Source organism: Telluria sp. BA11, from assembly GCF_056680305.1.
On record NZ_CM155275.1, the window covers coordinates 3,477,282 to 3,495,432 of the forward strand.

Annotated in this window: 16 protein-coding genes and 1 riboswitch; of the genes, 13 read left to right on the forward strand and 3 right to left on the reverse strand. The window is 64.9% G+C overall.

From position 1 onward, the window contains the following. Positions 1–63 precede the first annotated feature (63 nt). Positions 64–2,862, reverse strand: a complete 2,799-nt coding sequence (locus AC1MGT_RS15320; RefSeq protein ID WP_499500857.1) for a valine--tRNA ligase — start codon at positions 2,860–2,862, stop codon at positions 64–66. A gap of 86 nt (positions 2,863–2,948) precedes the next feature. Continuing rightward, positions 2,949–3,055: riboswitch (TPP riboswitch) on the forward strand. 77 nt (positions 3,056–3,132) lie between these two features. Here AC1MGT_RS15320 and thiC point away from each other — a divergent pair. The 9 genes from thiC (at position 3,133) to AC1MGT_RS15365 (ending at position 12,127) form a co-directional block, all read left to right on the forward strand. Continuing rightward, positions 3,133–5,058, forward strand: coding sequence for a phosphomethylpyrimidine synthase ThiC (gene thiC / locus AC1MGT_RS15325; protein WP_499500859.1), 1,926 nt, complete (start codon positions 3,133–3,135; stop codon positions 5,056–5,058). Beyond that, entirely contained in the window at positions 5,059–5,262 is a 204-nt protein-coding gene (gene thiS, locus AC1MGT_RS15330) for a sulfur carrier protein ThiS (protein WP_183556875.1), read from the forward strand. 20 nt (positions 5,263–5,282) lie between these two features. Continuing rightward, on the forward strand, positions 5,283–6,092 hold the full coding sequence (locus AC1MGT_RS15335; protein ID WP_499504295.1) for a thiazole synthase: 810 nt from the start codon (positions 5,283–5,285) through the stop codon (positions 6,090–6,092). After that, on the forward strand, positions 6,089–6,832 hold the full coding sequence (locus AC1MGT_RS15340; RefSeq protein ID WP_499500861.1) for a bifunctional hydroxymethylpyrimidine kinase/phosphomethylpyrimidine kinase: 744 nt from the start codon (positions 6,089–6,091) through the stop codon (positions 6,830–6,832). The genes AC1MGT_RS15335 and AC1MGT_RS15340 overlap by 4 nt, the downstream gene beginning before the upstream one ends. 10 nt (positions 6,833–6,842) lie before the next feature. After that, positions 6,843–7,457 carry a thiamine phosphate synthase gene (thiE, locus tag AC1MGT_RS15345; protein ID WP_499500863.1) on the forward strand — a complete coding sequence of 205 codons (615 nt, stop codon included), beginning with the start codon at positions 6,843–6,845 and terminating at the stop codon, positions 7,455–7,457. A 38-nt stretch (positions 7,458–7,495) separates the two neighbouring features. After that, on the forward strand, positions 7,496–8,209 hold the full coding sequence (locus AC1MGT_RS15350) for an ion channel (protein WP_499500864.1): 714 nt from the start codon (positions 7,496–7,498) through the stop codon (positions 8,207–8,209). A 59-nt stretch (positions 8,210–8,268) separates the two neighbouring features. Next, positions 8,269–8,793 carry a GNAT family N-acetyltransferase gene (locus AC1MGT_RS15355; protein WP_499500865.1) on the forward strand — a complete coding sequence of 175 codons (525 nt, stop codon included), beginning with the start codon at positions 8,269–8,271 and terminating at the stop codon, positions 8,791–8,793. 253 nt (positions 8,794–9,046) lie between these two features. Beyond that, on the forward strand, positions 9,047–10,957 hold the full coding sequence (locus AC1MGT_RS15360) for an ice-binding family protein (RefSeq protein ID WP_499500866.1): 1,911 nt from the start codon (positions 9,047–9,049) through the stop codon (positions 10,955–10,957). A 15-nt stretch (positions 10,958–10,972) separates the two neighbouring features. Further along, the gene (locus tag AC1MGT_RS15365) at positions 10,973–12,127 is read left to right on the forward strand and encodes an OmpA family protein (RefSeq protein WP_499500867.1); all 1,155 of its coding nucleotides are present in this window, start codon (positions 10,973–10,975) and stop codon (positions 12,125–12,127) included. An 84-nt stretch (positions 12,128–12,211) separates the two neighbouring features. Here AC1MGT_RS15365 and AC1MGT_RS15370 read toward each other — a convergent pair whose 3' ends face one another. Continuing rightward, positions 12,212–13,339 (reverse strand): metallophosphoesterase, encoded by a 1,128-nt coding sequence (locus tag AC1MGT_RS15370; protein WP_499500868.1) that lies wholly within the window; start codon positions 13,337–13,339, stop codon positions 12,212–12,214. Between the two features lie 258 nt (positions 13,340–13,597). Between AC1MGT_RS15370 and AC1MGT_RS15375 the strand changes: the two genes are divergently transcribed. Then, positions 13,598–13,996 carry a hypothetical protein gene (locus AC1MGT_RS15375; RefSeq protein ID WP_499500870.1) on the forward strand — a complete coding sequence of 133 codons (399 nt, stop codon included), beginning with the start codon at positions 13,598–13,600 and terminating at the stop codon, positions 13,994–13,996. Positions 13,997–14,018: 22 nt separating this feature from the next. On the opposite strand, the gene pstC is transcribed toward AC1MGT_RS15375, so the two are convergent. After that, positions 14,019–14,951 carry a phosphate ABC transporter permease subunit PstC gene (pstC, locus tag AC1MGT_RS15380; RefSeq protein WP_499504296.1) on the reverse strand — a complete coding sequence of 311 codons (933 nt, stop codon included), beginning with the start codon at positions 14,949–14,951 and terminating at the stop codon, positions 14,019–14,021. Positions 14,952–15,253: 302 nt separating this feature from the next. Here pstC and AC1MGT_RS15385 point away from each other — a divergent pair, with 302 nt between their 5' ends. From AC1MGT_RS15385 to hpaR, 3 genes are all read left to right on the forward strand, one after another. Continuing rightward, positions 15,254–16,360 (forward strand): S-(hydroxymethyl)glutathione dehydrogenase/class III alcohol dehydrogenase, encoded by a 1,107-nt coding sequence (locus tag AC1MGT_RS15385; protein WP_499500871.1) that lies wholly within the window; start codon positions 15,254–15,256, stop codon positions 16,358–16,360. A 211-nt stretch (positions 16,361–16,571) separates the two neighbouring features. Further along, positions 16,572–17,417, forward strand: a complete 846-nt coding sequence (locus AC1MGT_RS15390; protein ID WP_499500872.1) for a hypothetical protein — start codon at positions 16,572–16,574, stop codon at positions 17,415–17,417. 222 nt (positions 17,418–17,639) lie between these two features. Next, complete coding sequence (gene hpaR / locus AC1MGT_RS15395) at positions 17,640–18,128, forward strand: homoprotocatechuate degradation operon regulator HpaR (protein WP_499500873.1); 489 nt, start codon at positions 17,640–17,642, stop codon at positions 18,126–18,128. Positions 18,129–18,151: the final 23 nt, after the last annotated feature.

Consider the following 18,151-nt stretch of genomic DNA (forward strand, 5'->3'; position numbering starts at 1 on the left):
CTAGTGAGCAGAGCAGAAACAAAAAACGCGGCCGAGGCCGCGTTTTCTTTGGGGACTGGCGGATTACGCCGCTGCCAGTTTCTCCAGCTGCTCCTGCATCTTGCTGAGCGTGGCCGAGAAGTTCGCCACGCGTTCCTGCTCCTGCGCCACCACCGCGGCCGGGGCGCGCGCGACAAAGCTCTCGTTCGACAGCTTGCCGTTGGCCTTGGCGATTTCGCCGGCCACGCGCGCGATCTCCTTCGACAGGCGCTCGCGTTCGGCGGCGACGTCGATCTCGACCTTGAGCATCAGCTTGGTGGTGCCGACGATCGACACGGCTGCTGGCGACTCCGGCAGTGCATCGACGATCTGCACTTCAGCCAGTTTGCCCAGCAGCTGGATGTACGGTGCGAACACCGCCATGTCAGCGCGCCCGGCGTCGCTCGACGGTTCGACGATCAGCGGCACGCGCAGCGACGGCGCCAGCGACATTTCGCCGCGCAGGTTGCGGGTGGCGTCGACCAGCGCCTTCAACTGCTCCATCCAGGCCTCGGCACCTTCATCGATCTGCGTTGCATCGGCTTGTGGATACGGTTGCAGCATGATCGTCGGGCCGGTTTTGCCGGCCAGCGGGGCAATGCTTTGCCACAGTGCTTCGGTCACGAACGGGATGATCGGATGCGCCAGGCGCAGAATCACTTCCAGCACGCGCAGCAGCGTGTGGCGCGTCGCGCGTTGCTGCGCTTCGGTGCCTTGCTGGACCTGGACTTTCGATACTTCCAGGTACCAGTCGCAGTACTCGTCCCAGACGAACTTGTAGATGCTGTTGGCGATATTGTCGAAGCGGTAATCGGCAAAGCCCTTGGCGACATCCTGCTCGACGCGGTTCATCAGCGAGATGATCCAGCGATCGGCCTGAGATAAGTCTTCAGGCAATGGGGCGCCGCAATCCTTGCCTTCCGTGTTCATCATCACAAAGCGCGTCGCGTTCCACAGCTTGTTGCAGAAGTTGCGGTAGCCTTCGGCGCGGCCCAGGTCGAAGTTGATGTTACGGCCCAGCGACGCGTAGCTTGCCATCGTGAAGCGCACGGCATCGGTGCCGAATGCCGGGATGCCATCCGGGAATTCGCGGCGCGTGGCCTTGCCGATTTTCTCGGCGGCGCGCGGGTCCATCAGGCCCGTGGTGCGCTTGGCCACCAGCGTCTCGACGTCGATGCCGTCGATCAGGTCGATCGGGTCGAGCGTGTTGCCCTTCGACTTTGACATCTTCTGGCCTTGCGAGTCGCGCACCAGGCCGTGCACGTACACGGTCTCGAACGGCACCTTGCCGGTGAAGTGCGCGGTCATCATGACCATGCGCGCCACCCAGAAGAAGATGATGTCGAAGCCCGTGACCAGCACCGACGACGGCAGGAACATCTTCATGTCGGGCGTTTCTTGGGGCCAGCCCATGGTCGAGAAGGGCACCAGCGCCGACGAGAACCACGTGTCGAGCACGTCGTCATCGCGACGCAGTGCGCCCGTGATGCCGGCAGCTGCGGCCTTGGCCTGCGCCTCGGCTTCATCGCGCGCGACGACGATCTGGCCGTCTTCGGCGAACCAGGCCGGGATGCGGTGGCCCCACCACAGCTGGCGCGAGATGCACCAGTCCTGGATGTTGCCCAGCCACTGGTTGTAGGTCGTGCTCCAGTTTTCGGGAACGAACTTGATCTCGCCACTGGCGACTTTTTCGAGTGCCACGTCGGTGATCGACTTGCCCGGATTGAACGTGCCTTCCGGCGCCGGCTTGGTCATCGCGACAAACCACTGGTCGGTGAGCATCGGCTCGATCACGACGTTGGTACGATCGCCCCGCGGGACCATCAGCTTGTGCGGCTTGATCTGTTCCATCAGGCCCAGCGCTTCGAGATCGGCGACGATCTGCTTGCGCGCGGCGAAGCGGTCCAGGCCTTGGTACTGGGCCGGGCCGTTTTCGTTGATCTTCGCGTCGAGCGTGAAGATGCTGATCGGCGCGAGGCCGGCGCGCTGGCCGACTGCGTAATCGTTGAAGTCGTGGGCCGGCGTGATCTTCACGCAGCCGGTGCCGAATTCTTTATCGACGTAGCTGTCGGCGATGATCGGGATTTCACGGCCGGTCAATGGCAGCGTGAGCGTCTTGCCGTGCAAATGCAGGTAGCGCTCATCGGTCGGGTCGACTGCGACGGCGACGTCGCCCAGCATCGTTTCAGGGCGCGTGGTGGCGACCGTCAGGTGGCCGCTGCCGTCGGTGAGCGGGTACTGGATGTACCACATGAAGCCGTCTTCTTCCTGCGAGTCGACTTCGAGGTCGGACACGGCCGTGCCCAGCACCGGGTCCCAGTTCACCAGGCGCTTGCCGCGGTAGATCAGGCCCTGCTCGTACAGGCGCACGAAGACTTCGACGACCGATTTCGAGCGCGGCTCGTCCATCGTGAAGTATTCGCGCTGCCAGTCGGGCGACGTGCCCAGGCGGCGCATCTGGCCGGTGATGGTGCTGCCCGATTTTTCCTTCCACTCCCAGACTTTTTCGAGGAATGCGTCGCGGCCCAGGTCATGGCGCGAAATCTTTTGCGCGTCCAGCTGGCGTTCGACGACGATCTGGGTGGCGATGCCGGCGTGGTCGGTGCCCGGGACCCATGCGGTGTTGTAGCCGCGCATGCGGTAGTAGCGCGTCAGGCCATCCATGATCGTCTGGTTGAACGCGTGGCCCATGTGCAGGGTACCGGTGACGTTCGGCGGCGGCAGCTGGGTGCTGAAGGAGGGCTTGCCCTCGTCCATGGTCGCGGCAAAGTAGCCGCGCTGTTCCCACTCTGCGCGCCAGAACTGTTCAATATCGGCTGGCTCGAAAGACTTGGCTAATTCCATGATGTGGTGGCGTGTGATGTGCGAAAAAGACCATTATAAATTACAAGCGCGTATAATTTGCCGCGCTGGACGGGGATTGCTCGTCCGGCACACGCTAGGGGTCCTGCCTGTCGTTCCAACGACACGCGGGTGAGAAATACCCTCCGAACCTGATCTGGATAATGCCAGCGAAGGGAAGCAGCCGATTCGTGCGGCCGTGCGCAGTCTTGCGCCCGACCTTGCCGCACCCGGCAACTCCTTTGCTGGCTCTCATGCACGCAAGGGAGCCACATGAACGCACCGCCGAAGTCTTCGCAACTGTTCGATGCCGCCACCGCCACGGTGGACCAGGCAGCCATCGCATCGCTACCCAATTCCCGCAAGGTCTACATCGAAGGCAGCCGGCCCGATATCCGCGTGCCGATGCGCGCCATCAGCCAGTCGGCCACGTCCGACAGCTTTGGCGGCGAACCCAATCCGCCGCTGTTCGTCTACGACACGTCGGGGCCGTACACCGAACCGGCCACCGCAATCGATATCCGCAGTGGCCTGGCGCCGATGCGCCAACCCTGGATCGACGGGCGCGGCGACACCGAGCAACTGGCCGGACCATCGTCGCAGTTTGGCCAGCAGCGGCTAAACGATCCGGCCTTGAGCGCGCTGCGCTTTAATCTGCAGCGCGCGCCCCGCCGCGCCAGGAACGGCGCGAACGTCACGCAGATGCACTACGCGCGCCAGGGCATCATCACGCCCGAGATGGAATTCATCGCGCTGCGCGAAAACATGCAGCGCAAGGAATACATCGCCTCCCTGCATGCGTCCGGCCCGATGGGCAAGCGGGTTGCCGACCTGATGGGGCGCCAGCATCCGGGCCAGTCGTTCGGCGCCAGCATCCCCGCTGAGATCACGCCGGAATTCGTGCGCTCGGAAGTCGCACGCGGGCGCGCCGTCATCCCGCTCAATATCAACCACCCCGAAATCGAGCCGATGATCATCGGCCGCAATTTCCTGGTCAAGGTCAATGCCAATATCGGCAATTCGGCCGTGACCTCGTCGATTGGTGAAGAAGTCGAAAAGATGACCTGGGCGATCCGCTGGGGCGCCGACACGGTCATGGATCTGTCGACTGGCAAGCACATCCACGAAACGCGCGAATGGATCCTGCGTAACAGCCCGGTCCCGATCGGCACGGTGCCGATCTACCAGGCGCTGGAAAAGGTCAATGGCAAGGCCGAGGACCTGACCTGGGAGATCTTCCGCGACACGCTGATCGAACAGGCCGAGCAGGGTGTCGATTACTTTACGATCCACGCCGGCGTGCTGCTGCGCTATGTGCCGATGACGGCCAATCGCCTGACGGGCATCGTCTCGCGCGGCGGCTCGATCATGGCCAAGTGGTGCCTGGCGCACCACCGCGAATCGTTCCTGTACACCCACTTCGAAGACATCTGCGCCATCATGAAAGCGTACGACGTGACGTTCAGCCTGGGCGACGGCCTGCGTCCCGGTTCGATCTACGATGCCAACGACGAGGCACAACTGGCCGAACTGAAAACGCTGGGTGAACTCACGCAGATCGCGTGGAAGCACGATGTGCAGACGATCATCGAAGGCCCCGGCCACGTGCCGCTGCACCTGATCAAGGAGAACATGGACCTGCAGCTCGAGCAGTGCCATGAAGCGCCGTTCTACACGCTCGGGCCGCTCACGACCGATATCGCGCCCGGGTACGATCACATCACGTCCGGCATCGGCGCGGCCACGATTGGCTGGTACGGCACGGCGATGCTGTGCTACGTGACGCCCAAGGAGCACCTGGGCCTGCCCGACAAAGAGGACGTCAAGGACGGCATCATCACGTACAAGATCGCCGCCCACGCGGCCGACCTGGCCAAGGGCCATCCGGGCGCGCAGCTGCGCGACAACGCACTGTCGAAGGCACGCTTCGAATTCCGCTGGGACGACCAGTTCAACCTGGGCCTGGATCCCGACAAGGCGCGCGAATTCCACGACGAGACACTGCCCAAGGATTCGGCCAAGGTGGCCCATTTTTGCTCGATGTGCGGCCCGCATTTCTGCTCGATGAAGATCACGCAGGAAGTGCGCGCCTACGCCGCTGCCAATGGCGTGCAGGGCGAGACGGCCCTGCAGCAGGGGATGCAGGAAAAAGCGATCGAGTTCGTGCGCGATGGCGCCCGGCTGTACCGGGAGGTCTGAATGACATCCATCGAAGTCAATGGCGCGCCGTGCGGCGTGCCGCCGGGTCAGACGCTCGCCGGCCTGCTTGAGCAGCTGGACCTGAGCGGGCAGGGGATGGCGCTGGCCGTCAACCGCGAGGTGGTGCCACGCCAGCAGTGGCCCACGCGCCGCCTGCAGGCGCAGGACCGGGTCGATATCGTGCGCGCCATCGGTGGCGGCTAAAGGAGAGCAGGATGAATGTCATGAACGAAAACATGAAACCAGACGGGCAACCGGATGTACTCACCATCGCCGGGCGCGCCTACCACTCGCGCCTGCTGGTCGGCAGCGGCAAATACCGCGACCTGGCGCAAACGCGCGAAGCCACGCTGGCGGCCGGCGCCGAGATCGTCACGGTGGCGATCCGCCGCGTGAACATCGGCCAGGACCCGAACGCGCCCAGCCTGCTCGACGTGCTGCCGCCGTCCGACTTTACCATCCTGCCCAACACGGCCGGCTGCTTCAATGCGAAAGACGCGGTCTACACGCTGCAGATGGCGCGCGAGCTGCTGGGCGGGCGCAACCTCGTCAAGCTCGAAGTGCTGGGCGACGCCACCACGCTGTTCCCGCACATGCCCGAGACACTCAAGGCCGCCGAAACGCTGGTGCGCGACGGCTTCGACGTGATGGTCTACTGCAGCGACGATCCGATCCAGGCCCGCATCCTGCAGGAGATCGGCTGCGTGGCCGTGATGCCGCTGGCGTCGCTGATCGGCTCGGGGATGGGCATCCTCAACCCGTGGAACCTGCAACTGATCATCGAGCAGGCCACGGTGCCGGTGCTGGTCGACGCCGGTGTGGGCACGGCGTCGGATGCGGCGATCGCGATGGAACTCGGCTGCGACGGCGTGCTGATGAACACCGCGATTGCTGGCGCGCGCGACCCGGTGCGCATGGCGCGCGCGATGAAGCACGCGGTGCTGGCCGGGCGCGATGCGTATCTGGCGGGGCGCATGCCGAAGCGTTTCGCGGCCTCGCCATCGTCGCCGGTCGAGGGCAAAGTCACCCCATGACACCGTGCGTGCTGGTCTTCGCCGGGCTCGATCCCGGCGGCGGCGCGGGGCTGGCGGCCGACATCCTGGCCATTGCCGCGCAAGGTGCGCACGCGCTGCCGGTGGCCACGGCGCTGACCTGCCAGGACAATAACCGCGTGTTCGAGGCGCACCCGGTCGACGCCGGCCTGGTCGCGCGCCAGGCCGCGCCGCTGGTCGCCGCCTTCGACATCCGCGCCGTCAAGCTGGGCATCCCCGGCAACGCGGCCAATGCAACGGCAATCGCGGCCATCATCCGCGAGCTGCGCGCACGGCAACCCGACCTGCCGGTGGTGCTCGACCCGGTGCTGGCCAGTGGCCATGGCGATGCACTGGGGTCGGGCAGCGCCAGCGCCGCCTTGTCCGATTTGCTGACGCTGGCGACGATCGTGCTGCCCAATCTGCCCGAACGCGATGTGCTGGGCATGCCACCCACCATGCAGATGCTCGTCACGGGCGGCCACGCGCCGGGCGACACGGTGATCAACCGCTGGCTGCAGGACGGTCAAGTGCTGCGCGAGTGGCACTGGCCGCGCTTGCCGGCCAGTTATCACGGCAGTGGCTGCACGCTGGCCGCAGCGCTGGCGGCGCGCCTGGCGCTGGGCGAGTCGATGGCCATCGCCCTCGAGCGCGCCCAGGCCTACACGCACACCACGCTGGCGCAATCGTTCGCGATCGCGCCGGGGCAGCGCATTCCGCGCCGCCTGCCTCAACCACATTGAAGGAGCCAATATGAAGGGCCTGTATCTCGTCACACCCAACTGGAATGACACCGACCGGCTGCTGGCCGCCACCGACGCCGCCCTGAGCGCTGGCGCCGCGCTGCTGCAGTACCGCCACAAGGAGGCAGACGCGCGCCTGCGGCTCGAGCAGGCGACGGCGCTGCTGGCGCTGTGCCGCCGTCACGGCTGTCCGCTCGTCATCAACGACCACCTCGACCTGTGCCAGGCGCTCGACGCCGATGGCGTGCACCTGGGCCACACGGACGGTGGGATCGCGGATGCCCGCGCGCTGCTGGGCCGGGACAAGATCGTCGGCGCCTCGTGCTACGGTGACCTGGCGCTGGCGCGCGCCGCGCGCGACGCCGGCGCCAGCTATCTTGCCTTCGGCGGCTTCTATCCGTCCCCGGTCAAAAAGTACACGTTCGTGACGCCGCCGATACTCCTCGACCAGGCGCGCGCCGAGTTCACGCTGCCCCTCGTCGTCATCGGCGGCATGACGCCGGCCAACGCAGCGCCCCTGGTCGCGCGGGGCGCCGACATGGTCGCGGCGATCACGAGCGTGTACGGCGCAGCCGATCCGCGCACGGCCGCGCACGCATTCGGGAGCCTGTTTTCGGCCGGCTGAACCTACAATGGCAGTACTTACGACTTTGTCCTGCCGCCATGATCGCTCCGCGCCTGTTCATCCACACCCGCCGCCATCCGTCCGCCATCCTGCTGCTGGTGCAGCTGCTCGGCATGCTGTCCTATCCGTTCATCGAAGGCACCCGGGCTGGCCAGGTGGCCTTCAACTGCTTCGGCATCGTGGTGCTGGCGTTTGCCATCCGCATGGTGCGGCGCACGCCCGGCGAGGTGCGCGTGAGCTGGGCGCTGGCGGTGCCCATCATTTTCCTGCTGCTGGCGCAGATCCTGCTCGGCTATAACCACCTGCTGGCCTGGTCATCCGGGCTGGAGGCGCTGTTCTACTTCTACGCGGCCGGCAGCCTGATCGCCTACATGATGGAAGACGAACGGGCCACGACCGACGAGCTGTTCGCGGCCGGCGCCACGTTCACGCTGCTGGCCTGGGCCTTTACCCACATGTACATCCTGCTGCAGGAAGTCCAGCCCGGCACCTTTGCCGCCGCCGTCAACGCGAGCGCGCCGCGCACCTGGACCGAACTCAATTACCTGAGCTTTGCGCTGCTGTCGAGCACGGGCATTGGCGACGTGATTCCGCTGACCGCACCGGCGCGGGCGCTGGCCAGCGTCGAGATGCTCGTCGGTTTGATGTACCTGGCGGTGGTCGTGGCGCGGCTGATTGCCTTCACAACCCGCAACCGGATCGAGGTCGGCCGCGCACGCAAGCGCAAGCTGGAAGAGTGGGAGCAGGATTAAGCCACAGCGCTAGAATTGCTTGCTAGAATCGTTGTCCGATCACCAACAGGGGCACGTGCATGGCGTACCAACTCGCAGGCTATACGATCCGCAACTTCACGCCCGATGCATGGCCGGCCTACCGCGCGCTTCGCCTGCGCGCGCTGGAAGACGCCCCCGACGCCTTCGGCAGCACACTGGCCGACGAATCCGTGCGGCCGCCCGAAGAATGGGCGGCGCGCCTGGCGCGTGCGGCCACGTCCGGCATCGACCATCCATTGGTAGCCGACGTCGCTGGCAATCTCGTCGGGCTGGCCTGGGCGAAGGTCGACGCGGACGACCCGGCTCTCGTGAACCTGTTCCAGATGTGGGTGGCGCCTGAAGCACGCGGGCAGGGCGTGGCCGCTGGCTTGCTGGCCGAAGCGGTGCGCTGGGCGCAGGCGCGCGGCGCAACTGCCATGCAGCTTGGTGTCAATTGCGCCAACGATGGGGCAGTGCGCCTCTATACGCGCGCCGGCTTTGTCGCGACGGGGTGGCAAGAGCCGATGCGGCCGGGATCGGATCAGGTCGAGCAGCGCATGCGTCTGGTCATCGCACCAGCGTGAACATCAGGCTGGTGCGGGGCGCGCTGAACACCGCTTGTTACCACGTTTTTGATTCAAAGTAGAAATATTTCCTTAATAAACTATTAGTGTGCATAAGCGCGCTACCGCACAGTAGTGCAAGTGCCGAAAAGCAATAGTCCGTTCCGGTTCGCGCTTGCTCGGCAGGCGCCGACCCGATTTCCGTCCTTGGCATGAGTCTCATGCAAAGCAGCTCCGGAAATTGTCTTGAACAGGGAACGACATGATACAAACCGTGAGACGCACCATCAAACGCCTCGTTTGCGGCCTCGGCCTTGCAAGCGCCGTGCTGGCCGCAGGTTGCGGCAGCGGTGACCAGGGCCGTGACCCGGTGCTGGGGCTGCCGGCAGCGAGCCTGGTCAGCGTGGCCGTCGCGCCAACGACCGCATCGGTCGCCATTGGCGCAAGCCAGCAATTCACGGCAACGGCCGCCTACTCCGACGGTACTGCACGTGACATCACCCGCCTGTCGGCCTGGACCTCGGCCACGCCGGCTGCCGGCACCGTCGATGGCGCCCGCGGCCTTGCTATCGGCGTCGCTGCCGGCACCTCGGTCATCACCGCGGCCTTCGAAGGCAAGAGCGGCGCAGCGACCCTGACCGTCCTGCCGGCCAGGCTGGTGTCGATCGCGGTCGCACCAGTAAATCCGTCGATCAATATCGGCAATGCGCAGCAGTTCGTGGCGCTGGGCACCTTCGACGACAAGACGACGCGCGACATCAGCGCCGTGTCGACCTTCACGTCGGCCTCCACCGGGGTGGCGTCGATCTCGGCCAGCACCGGCCTGGCGCTCGGCAAGACGGCCGGCACCTCGGTCATCGCCGCCGCCTCCGGCGGGCTCACCGGCAGCGCGACGCTGACGGTGTTGCCGCCAACGCTCGTGTCGCTGGCGCTCACGCCTGGCGCCACCACCTTCGACATCGGTGCCACCGGACAGTTGGCCGTGAACGCCACCTATTCGGATGGCACGGTGGTCGATGTCACGACCGCCAGCACCTACGCCTCGGCCACGCCGGGTGCAGTCAGTGTCGGCACGACCGGCATGATCACCGGCATCGCGGGTGGCACATCGGTCATCACTGCCGGCTTCGGCGGTAAATCGGCCATCGCCAACGCGACGACCAGTGCTGCGGTCGTGACGAGCATTGCCGTCACGCCAGCGAGCGCCATTGTCGCGGTCAATGGCCTGCGCCGCTACGTCGCAACAGCAACCTACTCGAACAACACGACTGCGGTCATTACCACCACTGCCACCTGGACCTCGTCCTCGACCGCCACCGCCACTGTCCTGCCAACCGGCTGGGCCACTGGCGTCACACCCGGTACGATTGTCGTGACCGCGACCTCTGGCGGCAAATCGGGCAGCGCGAATCTGACCGTCCTTGCACCACGGCCAGTGCCAGTGCCTGCGCCAGTCCCGGTCCCCGAACCAGATCCGGTCCCAGCGCCAGTCCCTGTACCTGTGCCGGTCCCAGCGCCAGTCCCAGTCCCAGTCCCAGTCCCAGTCCCAGTGCCAGTCCCAGTCCCAGTGCCTCCGGTCGTGGTCCTCGACCCTGTCGACCTGGGTAGCGCGGCGTCGTTCGGTGTGCTGGCCCAGACCTCGCTGACCAACAACGCCGGTGGCACCACCGTCATTACCGGTAACGTCGGGTCGCCGTCACAAACGACGACGCCAGTCATTGCCGGCGCGTTCCAAACGTACTACACGGGCGCCTTCCTCGATACCGCATTTGCCGACCTCGAGCTGGCCATCACGGACGCCAATCTGCGTCCCTGCACCGTGACGTTCCCGGGCAATATCGATCTGGGCGGCCTGCCTCTCACGCCCGGCGTGTACTGCGCCACCGGCACGATGAACATCACGGGCAAGCTGACGCTCGACGGTCCTGGCGTGTATATCTTCACGAGCACCCAGACGCTCAATACCGTCGCCAATTCCGAAGTGGAATTGATCAATGGGGCCACCGCGGACAACGTGACCTGGGTTCCCGTCGGCGCCACCACGCTCGGTGCAAACAGCATCTTCAAGGGATCGATCCTGGGCCGCGCTGCTGCGATCACCGTGGGCGACAACACGACCCTGCTCAACGGCCGCGTGCTGTCGACCGCTGCCGTCACCCTGAGCAATAACCAGATCACCAAATAAGCGGCTTAGACCATCATGAAAACCACACTCACACTTCTCGCATGCATCGCCATGGCCGGCGCCGGCATCAGCAGCGCCTCGGCCGCGGGCCAGGACCAGACCGCCGCCGGGCGCGATGTCATCGACCCGAACTGGGCTGACAGCGCCTGGTACGCAGGCGCCGGCCTGGGCCAGGGCCGCGCCACGATCGACGACGAGCGCATCGCCCGCAGCCTGACTGCCAACGGCGCCAGCCTCGATGCATTCACGACCGACCAGCGCGACCTCGGCTACAAGGTCTTCATCGGCAAGAAATTCAACCGTTACTTTGCTATCGAGGGCGGTTACTTCGACCTCGGCAAGTTCGGCTTCCAGGCAAACACGTCCGGAAACGGCAGCGGTGTCCTGCGCGGCGAGACGAAATTTCGCGGCGTCAATCTCGACCTGATCGGCCATCTGCCGCTGACCGAGCGCCTGTCGGCGCTGGCCCGCATCGGCGGCCAGTACGGCCGCTCGACGGCGACGTTCTCGGGCAACCGGCTCAATGCCGTCACCGCGCCGAACCCCGAAAAGGAAGAGAAGTTCCAGGCCAAGGTCGGCCTGGGCCTGCAATATCAGATCAACGATGCCTGGGCAGTGCGCGGCGAAGTGGAGCGCTATCGTCTGCGTGATCCGCTGGGCAACCGTGGCGAGATGGACCTGGCTTCGATCAGTCTGATCCGCGCATTCGGCCGTCCTGCTGCGCGCACGATCCCTGCGCCGGCGCCGGTGGCTGCGCCGCAGGAAGTGCAACCGGCCGCACCAATCGTCGAAGCGGCGCCACAGCCGGTGTCGGAGAAAGTGTCGTTCGCGGCCGAGGCGCTGTTCGATTTCGACCGCGCGCTCGTCAAGCCGGAAGGCAAGGCTGCGCTGGACGACCTGATGCGCAAGCTGCAAGGCATGGACACCGAAGTCATGATCGCCGTCGGTCACACCGACTCGGTCGGCTCGGACGCGTACAACCAGAAGCTGTCGCTGCGCCGCGCCGATGCCGTCAAGGCCTACCTGGTCTCGAAGGGCCTCGATCAGGCGCGCCTGTACACCGAAGGCAAAGGCGAAACGCAGCCGATCGCGGACAATGCCACGGCCGAAGGCCGCGCCCGCAACCGCCGCGTCGTGATCGAAGTGGTCGGTACGCGCACCACGCGTTAAGGGTCTGCAGGGAGGGTCAGTCGACCTTCCATCGCTGCATCGACAAGCCGTCCCCGCTGCCCGCAGCCGGGACGGCTTGTTGTTTCATGAGGGTACGGCCTGGCGCCGCAGCGTGATCCGGGTCAGCTCGGACGGCACGCCCAGGCGCAGCGCGAAGCCCGGCCATAATGCGGTGCCATTGTTCAGGTACAGCGTCATCCCATCGACGTCGTAGCGGCCCGACACGAAGCCGTTGTTGGCGCGCGCGACCACCCGATCCAGCCCGACGATCATGCCGCCATGGGTGTGGCCGGACAATTGCAGCGCCACACCACGGCTGGCGGCATGACGCGCATTGCGCGGCTGGTGGTCGAGCAGAATCACCGGTGCGCCGGCCGGCGCGCCGCGCAAGGCTGCGTCGACATCTGGCGCCGCGGCGCCCGTCTGCGGGGCGGTCACGTCATTGACACCGGCCAGCACCAGTTGACCAGCGCCGCGCTTGAGAACGGTATGGCTGTTGTCCAGCGGCGTCATGTTGAGCCCCGCGAAATACGCCATCCACGCCTTGTGGCCGAAGAAGTACTCGTGGTTGCCGGGGATGACCCAGACGCCGTCGGGTGCGCGCAGGTCGCGCAGCGGCGCCACGTCGCGTTCGCGGTGTGCAATATTGCCGTCGATGAGGTCGCCGGTAATGACGATCAGGTCGGCGTCCAGCGCATTGGTGTCGGCGACGACCTTGCGTGTCCAGGGCGCGTCGAACAGGCGGCTGATGTGCAGGTCGGTCAGGTGCACGACCTGGTAGCCGTCGAATTCGTGCGGCAGGTTCTTTACCTCGATCAGCACGTCTTCGAGCGACGGCGACTTGATCGCCTGGTTCACGCCCAGCGCTGCCAGCAGCGCGGCGGCAACGGCGATGCCGTAGCGCAGGCGTGGCGCAATCGCCACGCGCCGGCGCCGGATCGCCATCACGATCAGGGCGCCGGCATCGACCAGCAACTGGAACACGGCCAGCAGCAGGATCGCGCCGAAGCCCCAGTTGAACAGGATCACCAGCCCTTTCGGGAATTCAGGCGAAAACACGCTGCCCGACGACAGGCGCGACCACAGGTGGTATTGCGAGACCAGCACCAGCACGACGGCGCTGGCCACTTTGGATTTGGTGGACAACGGCAGCGGCCAGAGCCAGCGAACCAGGACCAGCAGGCAGGGAAGGCTGAACATCAGATGAAACATCAGCTGCGCTCCGTTCGTGCCGGGAAGCGGCCTGCAGTGACGGGAGGGGTGGTGCGCGGGCGCGTCATGACGCCCACGGAATGAGTCGAGTAAATATGCATCGTGCGGTCTGCCTGAATAAACTAACCGGCAAGCATAGCCTAGATTGGCCGCGGGCACAGGCGGCCTCGTCAGCATGGACGGGGCACGGTATAGTCTTCGATGAGACGCCAGTGCCGATACGGCGGCTGGCACGGACCCGATCATGATTGGATGGCCATGCAGAAAATAGAGTTCGCCATGTTGATGCGCCTGGCGCAGGCGTCGGCGGCAGTCACGACGCCATGCAGCTGTACCGAGGTGCCCCTGACCGCCTGGATGGCGCAGCCGCTGACGCTGGAACTCGACCACTTTGAAGATATCGGCACCTTGCTCGATGATCCGTACGACGAGCCGACGTTCACCGAATACCATCCGGCGGGCACGCGCTACGAAAGTGCGGACGCGCCCATTGCACCGCGCTTTTATCCGTATAACCGCTGCACGGTGGCGCGCTGCACGACGTGTGGCCGGGTTTATCTTCGCTACAACGAGGCTGGCGGCTACTTTACCGAGTGGCGCATTCGCGCGCTGCAGCCAGGCCTGCTGGTGGACGCGCCGTCATCGCACCGTCCGTGAGCAACGACCTGGCGCACGCCGGCTAGGCCGTGCCTTCGCGTCGCTGCATCCGCACCAGCATGAGCTTTGCAGCGCATAGCACGATGAAGGTGATGGCAAACAGGATCAGTCCCAGCGCATACAGCGACGCGACATGCAGCGCCTTTTCAGCTTCGCCGAATTCGTTCGCCAGCGTCGAAGAGATCGAACTGCCGGCAGCAAACAGTGACCAGGACAGCCGATGCGCATTGCCGATCACAAAGGTGACAGCCATCGTTTCGCCCAGCGCCCGCCCCAGGCCGAGCATCACGCCGCCGACCACGCCGTTGCGGGTGTAGGGCAGCACGACCCTGCATGCCACTTCCCACTTCGTGCAACCAAGACCATAGGCCGATTCCTTCAGCACTGCCGGCACGATCGTGAAGACGTCGCGCATGACGGATGCAATGAACGGAATGATCATGATCGACAGGATCAGGCCGGCGGTCAGGATACCCAGGCCGGTTTGTGAGCCTGCGAACAGCTTGCCGATCACCGGAACCTGGCCGAGCGTGCTGGCCAGCAAGGGCTGGACGTAATCCGCGAACAGGGGCGCGAAAACGAAAAAGCCCCACATGCCGTAGATGATCGATGGCACACCGGCCAGCAACTCGACTGCAGTACCCAGCGGGCGGCGCAGCCATGCGGGACAGATTTCAGTCAGAAACAGCGCGACGCCAAAGCTGATCGGAACCGCCACGGCCAGCGCAATGAACGAGGTCGCCAGCGTGCCGCCGATGGCGATCATCGCGCCGAACTGCTCGTTGACCGGGTCCCATTCGACCCGCGTGACGAATCCAGGACCGAACTCGCGCAGGGCCGGCCACGCGCCGATCGTCAGCGAAACGATGATGCCGGCCAGTATTACCAGAACCGATGCGGCGAACAGGCCGGTGGTTCGATGAAACAGGAAATCCTGGCGCCGTCGTGCGCCCATCGCGCCCGGCCGGACCGTGGCGTGCAGGTCTGCGTCGGATTCGTCGGGCAGCGCGTGCCGGTGCGCGATCTTGTAGTCAGCCGTATTCATCACGTGTTCCTCGAGGCGCCGTTGGATGGCCCGGGGGCAGGTAATGCGCGTCCCCGACAAATGCGGACTGTAATGACAGCATGTGACGGCGTCATGACGCCTGGATCGGCAGGCGCATCCGCAGCGCGCGGCCATGTTGCCGCAAGCTTGTTATCATGATGTTTTGCGACGCGCCTGCGCGCGCGGGTCCATTCAAGCAACGGGAAAACGACATGAAAACCAAGGCAGCAATCGCATGGAAGGCGGGTCAGCCGCTGACGATCGAAGAAGTGGAACTCGAAGGCCCGAAGGCCGGTGAAGTGCTGGTCGAAATCAAGGCCACCGGCATTTGCCATACCGACTACTACACGCTGTCGGGCGCCGACCCGGAAGGCATCTTCCCGTCAATCCTGGGCCATGAAGGCGCCGGCGTGGTGGTCGATGTCGGCCCGGGCGTGACCAGCCTGCGCAAGGACGATCATGTGATTCCGCTGTACACGCCGGAATGCCGCCAGTGCAAATTCTGCCTGTCGCAAAAGACCAATCTGTGCCAGGCGATCCGTACGACGCAGGGCCGTGGTTTGATGCCGGACGCAACGTCGCGCTTCTCGATCGACGGCCAGCCGATCTATCACTACATGGGCACGTCGACCTTCTCGAACTACATCGTGGTGCCCGAGATCGCCCTGGCGAAGGTGCGCAATGACGCGCCATTCGACAAGATCTGCTACATCGGTTGCGGCGTGACCACCGGCATCGGCGCCGTGATCTTCACCGCCAAGGTCGAGGCGGGCGCGAATGTGGTCGTGTTCGGTCTGGGCGGCATCGGCCTGAACGTGATCCAGGCAGCCCGCATGGTCGGCGCCGACAAGATCATCGGTGTCGACCTGAACCCGGAACGCGAAGCGATGGCGCGCAAGTTCGGTATGACCCATTTCATCAATCCGACCCAGGTCGAGAACGTGGTCGACGCCATTGTTCAATTGACCGATGGCGGTGCCGACTACAGCTTCGAGTGCATTGGCAACGTGAACACGATGCGCCAGGCGCTCGAGTGCTGCCACAAGGGCTGGGGCAAGTCGATCATCATCGGCGTGGCCGCTGCCGGCCAGGAAATTGCCACACGTCCGTTCCAGCTGGTGACCGGCCGCGAATGGAAGGGCTCGGCCTTCGGCGGCGCCCGTGGGCGCACCGACGTGCCGAAGATCGTCGATTGGTATATGGAAAACAAGATCAATATCGATGATCTGATCACCCATCACCTGCCGCTCGACCGCATCAACGAAGGCTTCGACCTGATGAAGTCGGGCGAGTCGATCCGCTCGGTGGTCGTGTATTAAATTGAGGCAGGCTTCACAGCCTGCGCTCTGTGCATGAATTGCACGCGGCCTTCGGGCCGCGTTGTCGTTGTGGGCCCCGATTGACGGTCTGCGCAGCGATTTCGACGGTCTGTCGCAGCGCGCTGGTTCGTGCCGGGAGCGGCGGCTAGAGTGATATCATCGCCGGCTGCGTCCGGCCCGTTGTCATTGTCCCTGGCCCAAGGAGAACATCATGCCGCATCCTGCACCGCTCACACGCCGACTGGCGCTTCCCTTCATTGGCCTGGCGCTGTGCGCTGCGTCGCTGGCATTGACCGTGCCCCTGCAGGCTGGCGCGCAGGAGGCCAAACGCGCGGTGCGCGTGACGCAGGGCGAGCCGTACGCGCTGGTGCGCGGCAAGGAAGGCAGCTTCAATATCAGCGGCAGCAGCGACGACTGGCCGGCGGTGAAAGCAGCCCAGCGCGCCATTCCCGGCGAGTTCATCTGGTTTCGTGAAGATGGACGCGACTACGTGATCCAGGATGCCGCGGTGATGGCCAAGGTGCGTACGGCCTGGGCGCCGCTGGATCGGCTGAGTGCCCGCATGGACGTGCACAGCAAGGAGATGGATGTGCACAGCAAGAAAATGGATGCACTGGGGCGCCGGATGGACCGGGTTGCCGTCAGCAAGGACAACCTGCCCAGTGAGCGCGATATGCGTGAAATCGATGGTGGCATGCAGGCGCTGGGCGAGCACATGGAGCGCCTGAGCAGCCAGATGGAAACAGCGCGTGACCAGGCCGAGCGCGAGCGCCTGAGCCGCGAGATGGCCGCAACCGGTGCGCGCATGAATGCCGCGGGCCGGCAGATCGGCCAGGCCTACGACTCGCCACAGATACGCAAGTCGCACGCGGCGATGGAGGCGATTGGCCGCCAGATGGAAGAGGCCGGCAAACCGATGCATGTGCTGGGCGAGCAAATGGGCATGCTGGGCAAGGAGATGGAGCGCGAAAGCAAAGTCGCCGACAAGACGGTGCGCGCATTGATCCGCGATGCACGGGCGAAGGGTCTGGCGCGGCCGGCACCGGTTGCGGGTTGATGCGCGTCCTTTGATGTGAAGAAGGCGGCCATCGAGCCGCCTTTTTGTGCTTCGGAGGGGTTACGGTAATATCTGTTCACAAAAAATTCGCATGGAATCGCCTGCGTGAAGCGAAATCCACCGGGCTGGCAAGTATATTAGTCAGCCAGGCACGACTGCCGCGCTCCCTGCGCAGCGGCCGATGCAGAACCAGAGACAGAATTACCTATTACGGAGCATTCCTTGGCCCGCCGGATCACCCACCGCAATCTTCCCCAGCTTTTTCTGAAGGCGCGAGAATCGTTGTTGCTGCACTTCCGTCCCATCCTCAACCATTTCGGCGTGACCGAGCAGCAATGGCGCATCCTGCGTGTGCTGGACGAGCATGAGCAACTCGAGCCACGGGAGATGTGCGAACTGTGCCAGATCCTGAGCCCGAGCATGACGGGCGTGCTGTCGCGGATGGAAGAGCTGGGGCTGATCGAGCGCCAGCGCGTGGCAGCTGACCAGCGTCGCATCTGGGTGCGCCTCGCGCCGAAGGGTGACCGCCTGATCGACGACATCGCGCCGCTCATCGAGCGCCAGTACAAACTGATCGAATCGGCCTACGGCGCGCAGGTCGTGGCCGATCTGTCGCTGGCGCTCGAAGGCTTCATTGCGGCGCAGACGACACCGGTCGAGCGCGTGGCACTGCCGGCGTCGATCAAGCCGGTCAACAGCCGCCGGCCGTAGCCGGCGTGCCTGTGTCGGCATGG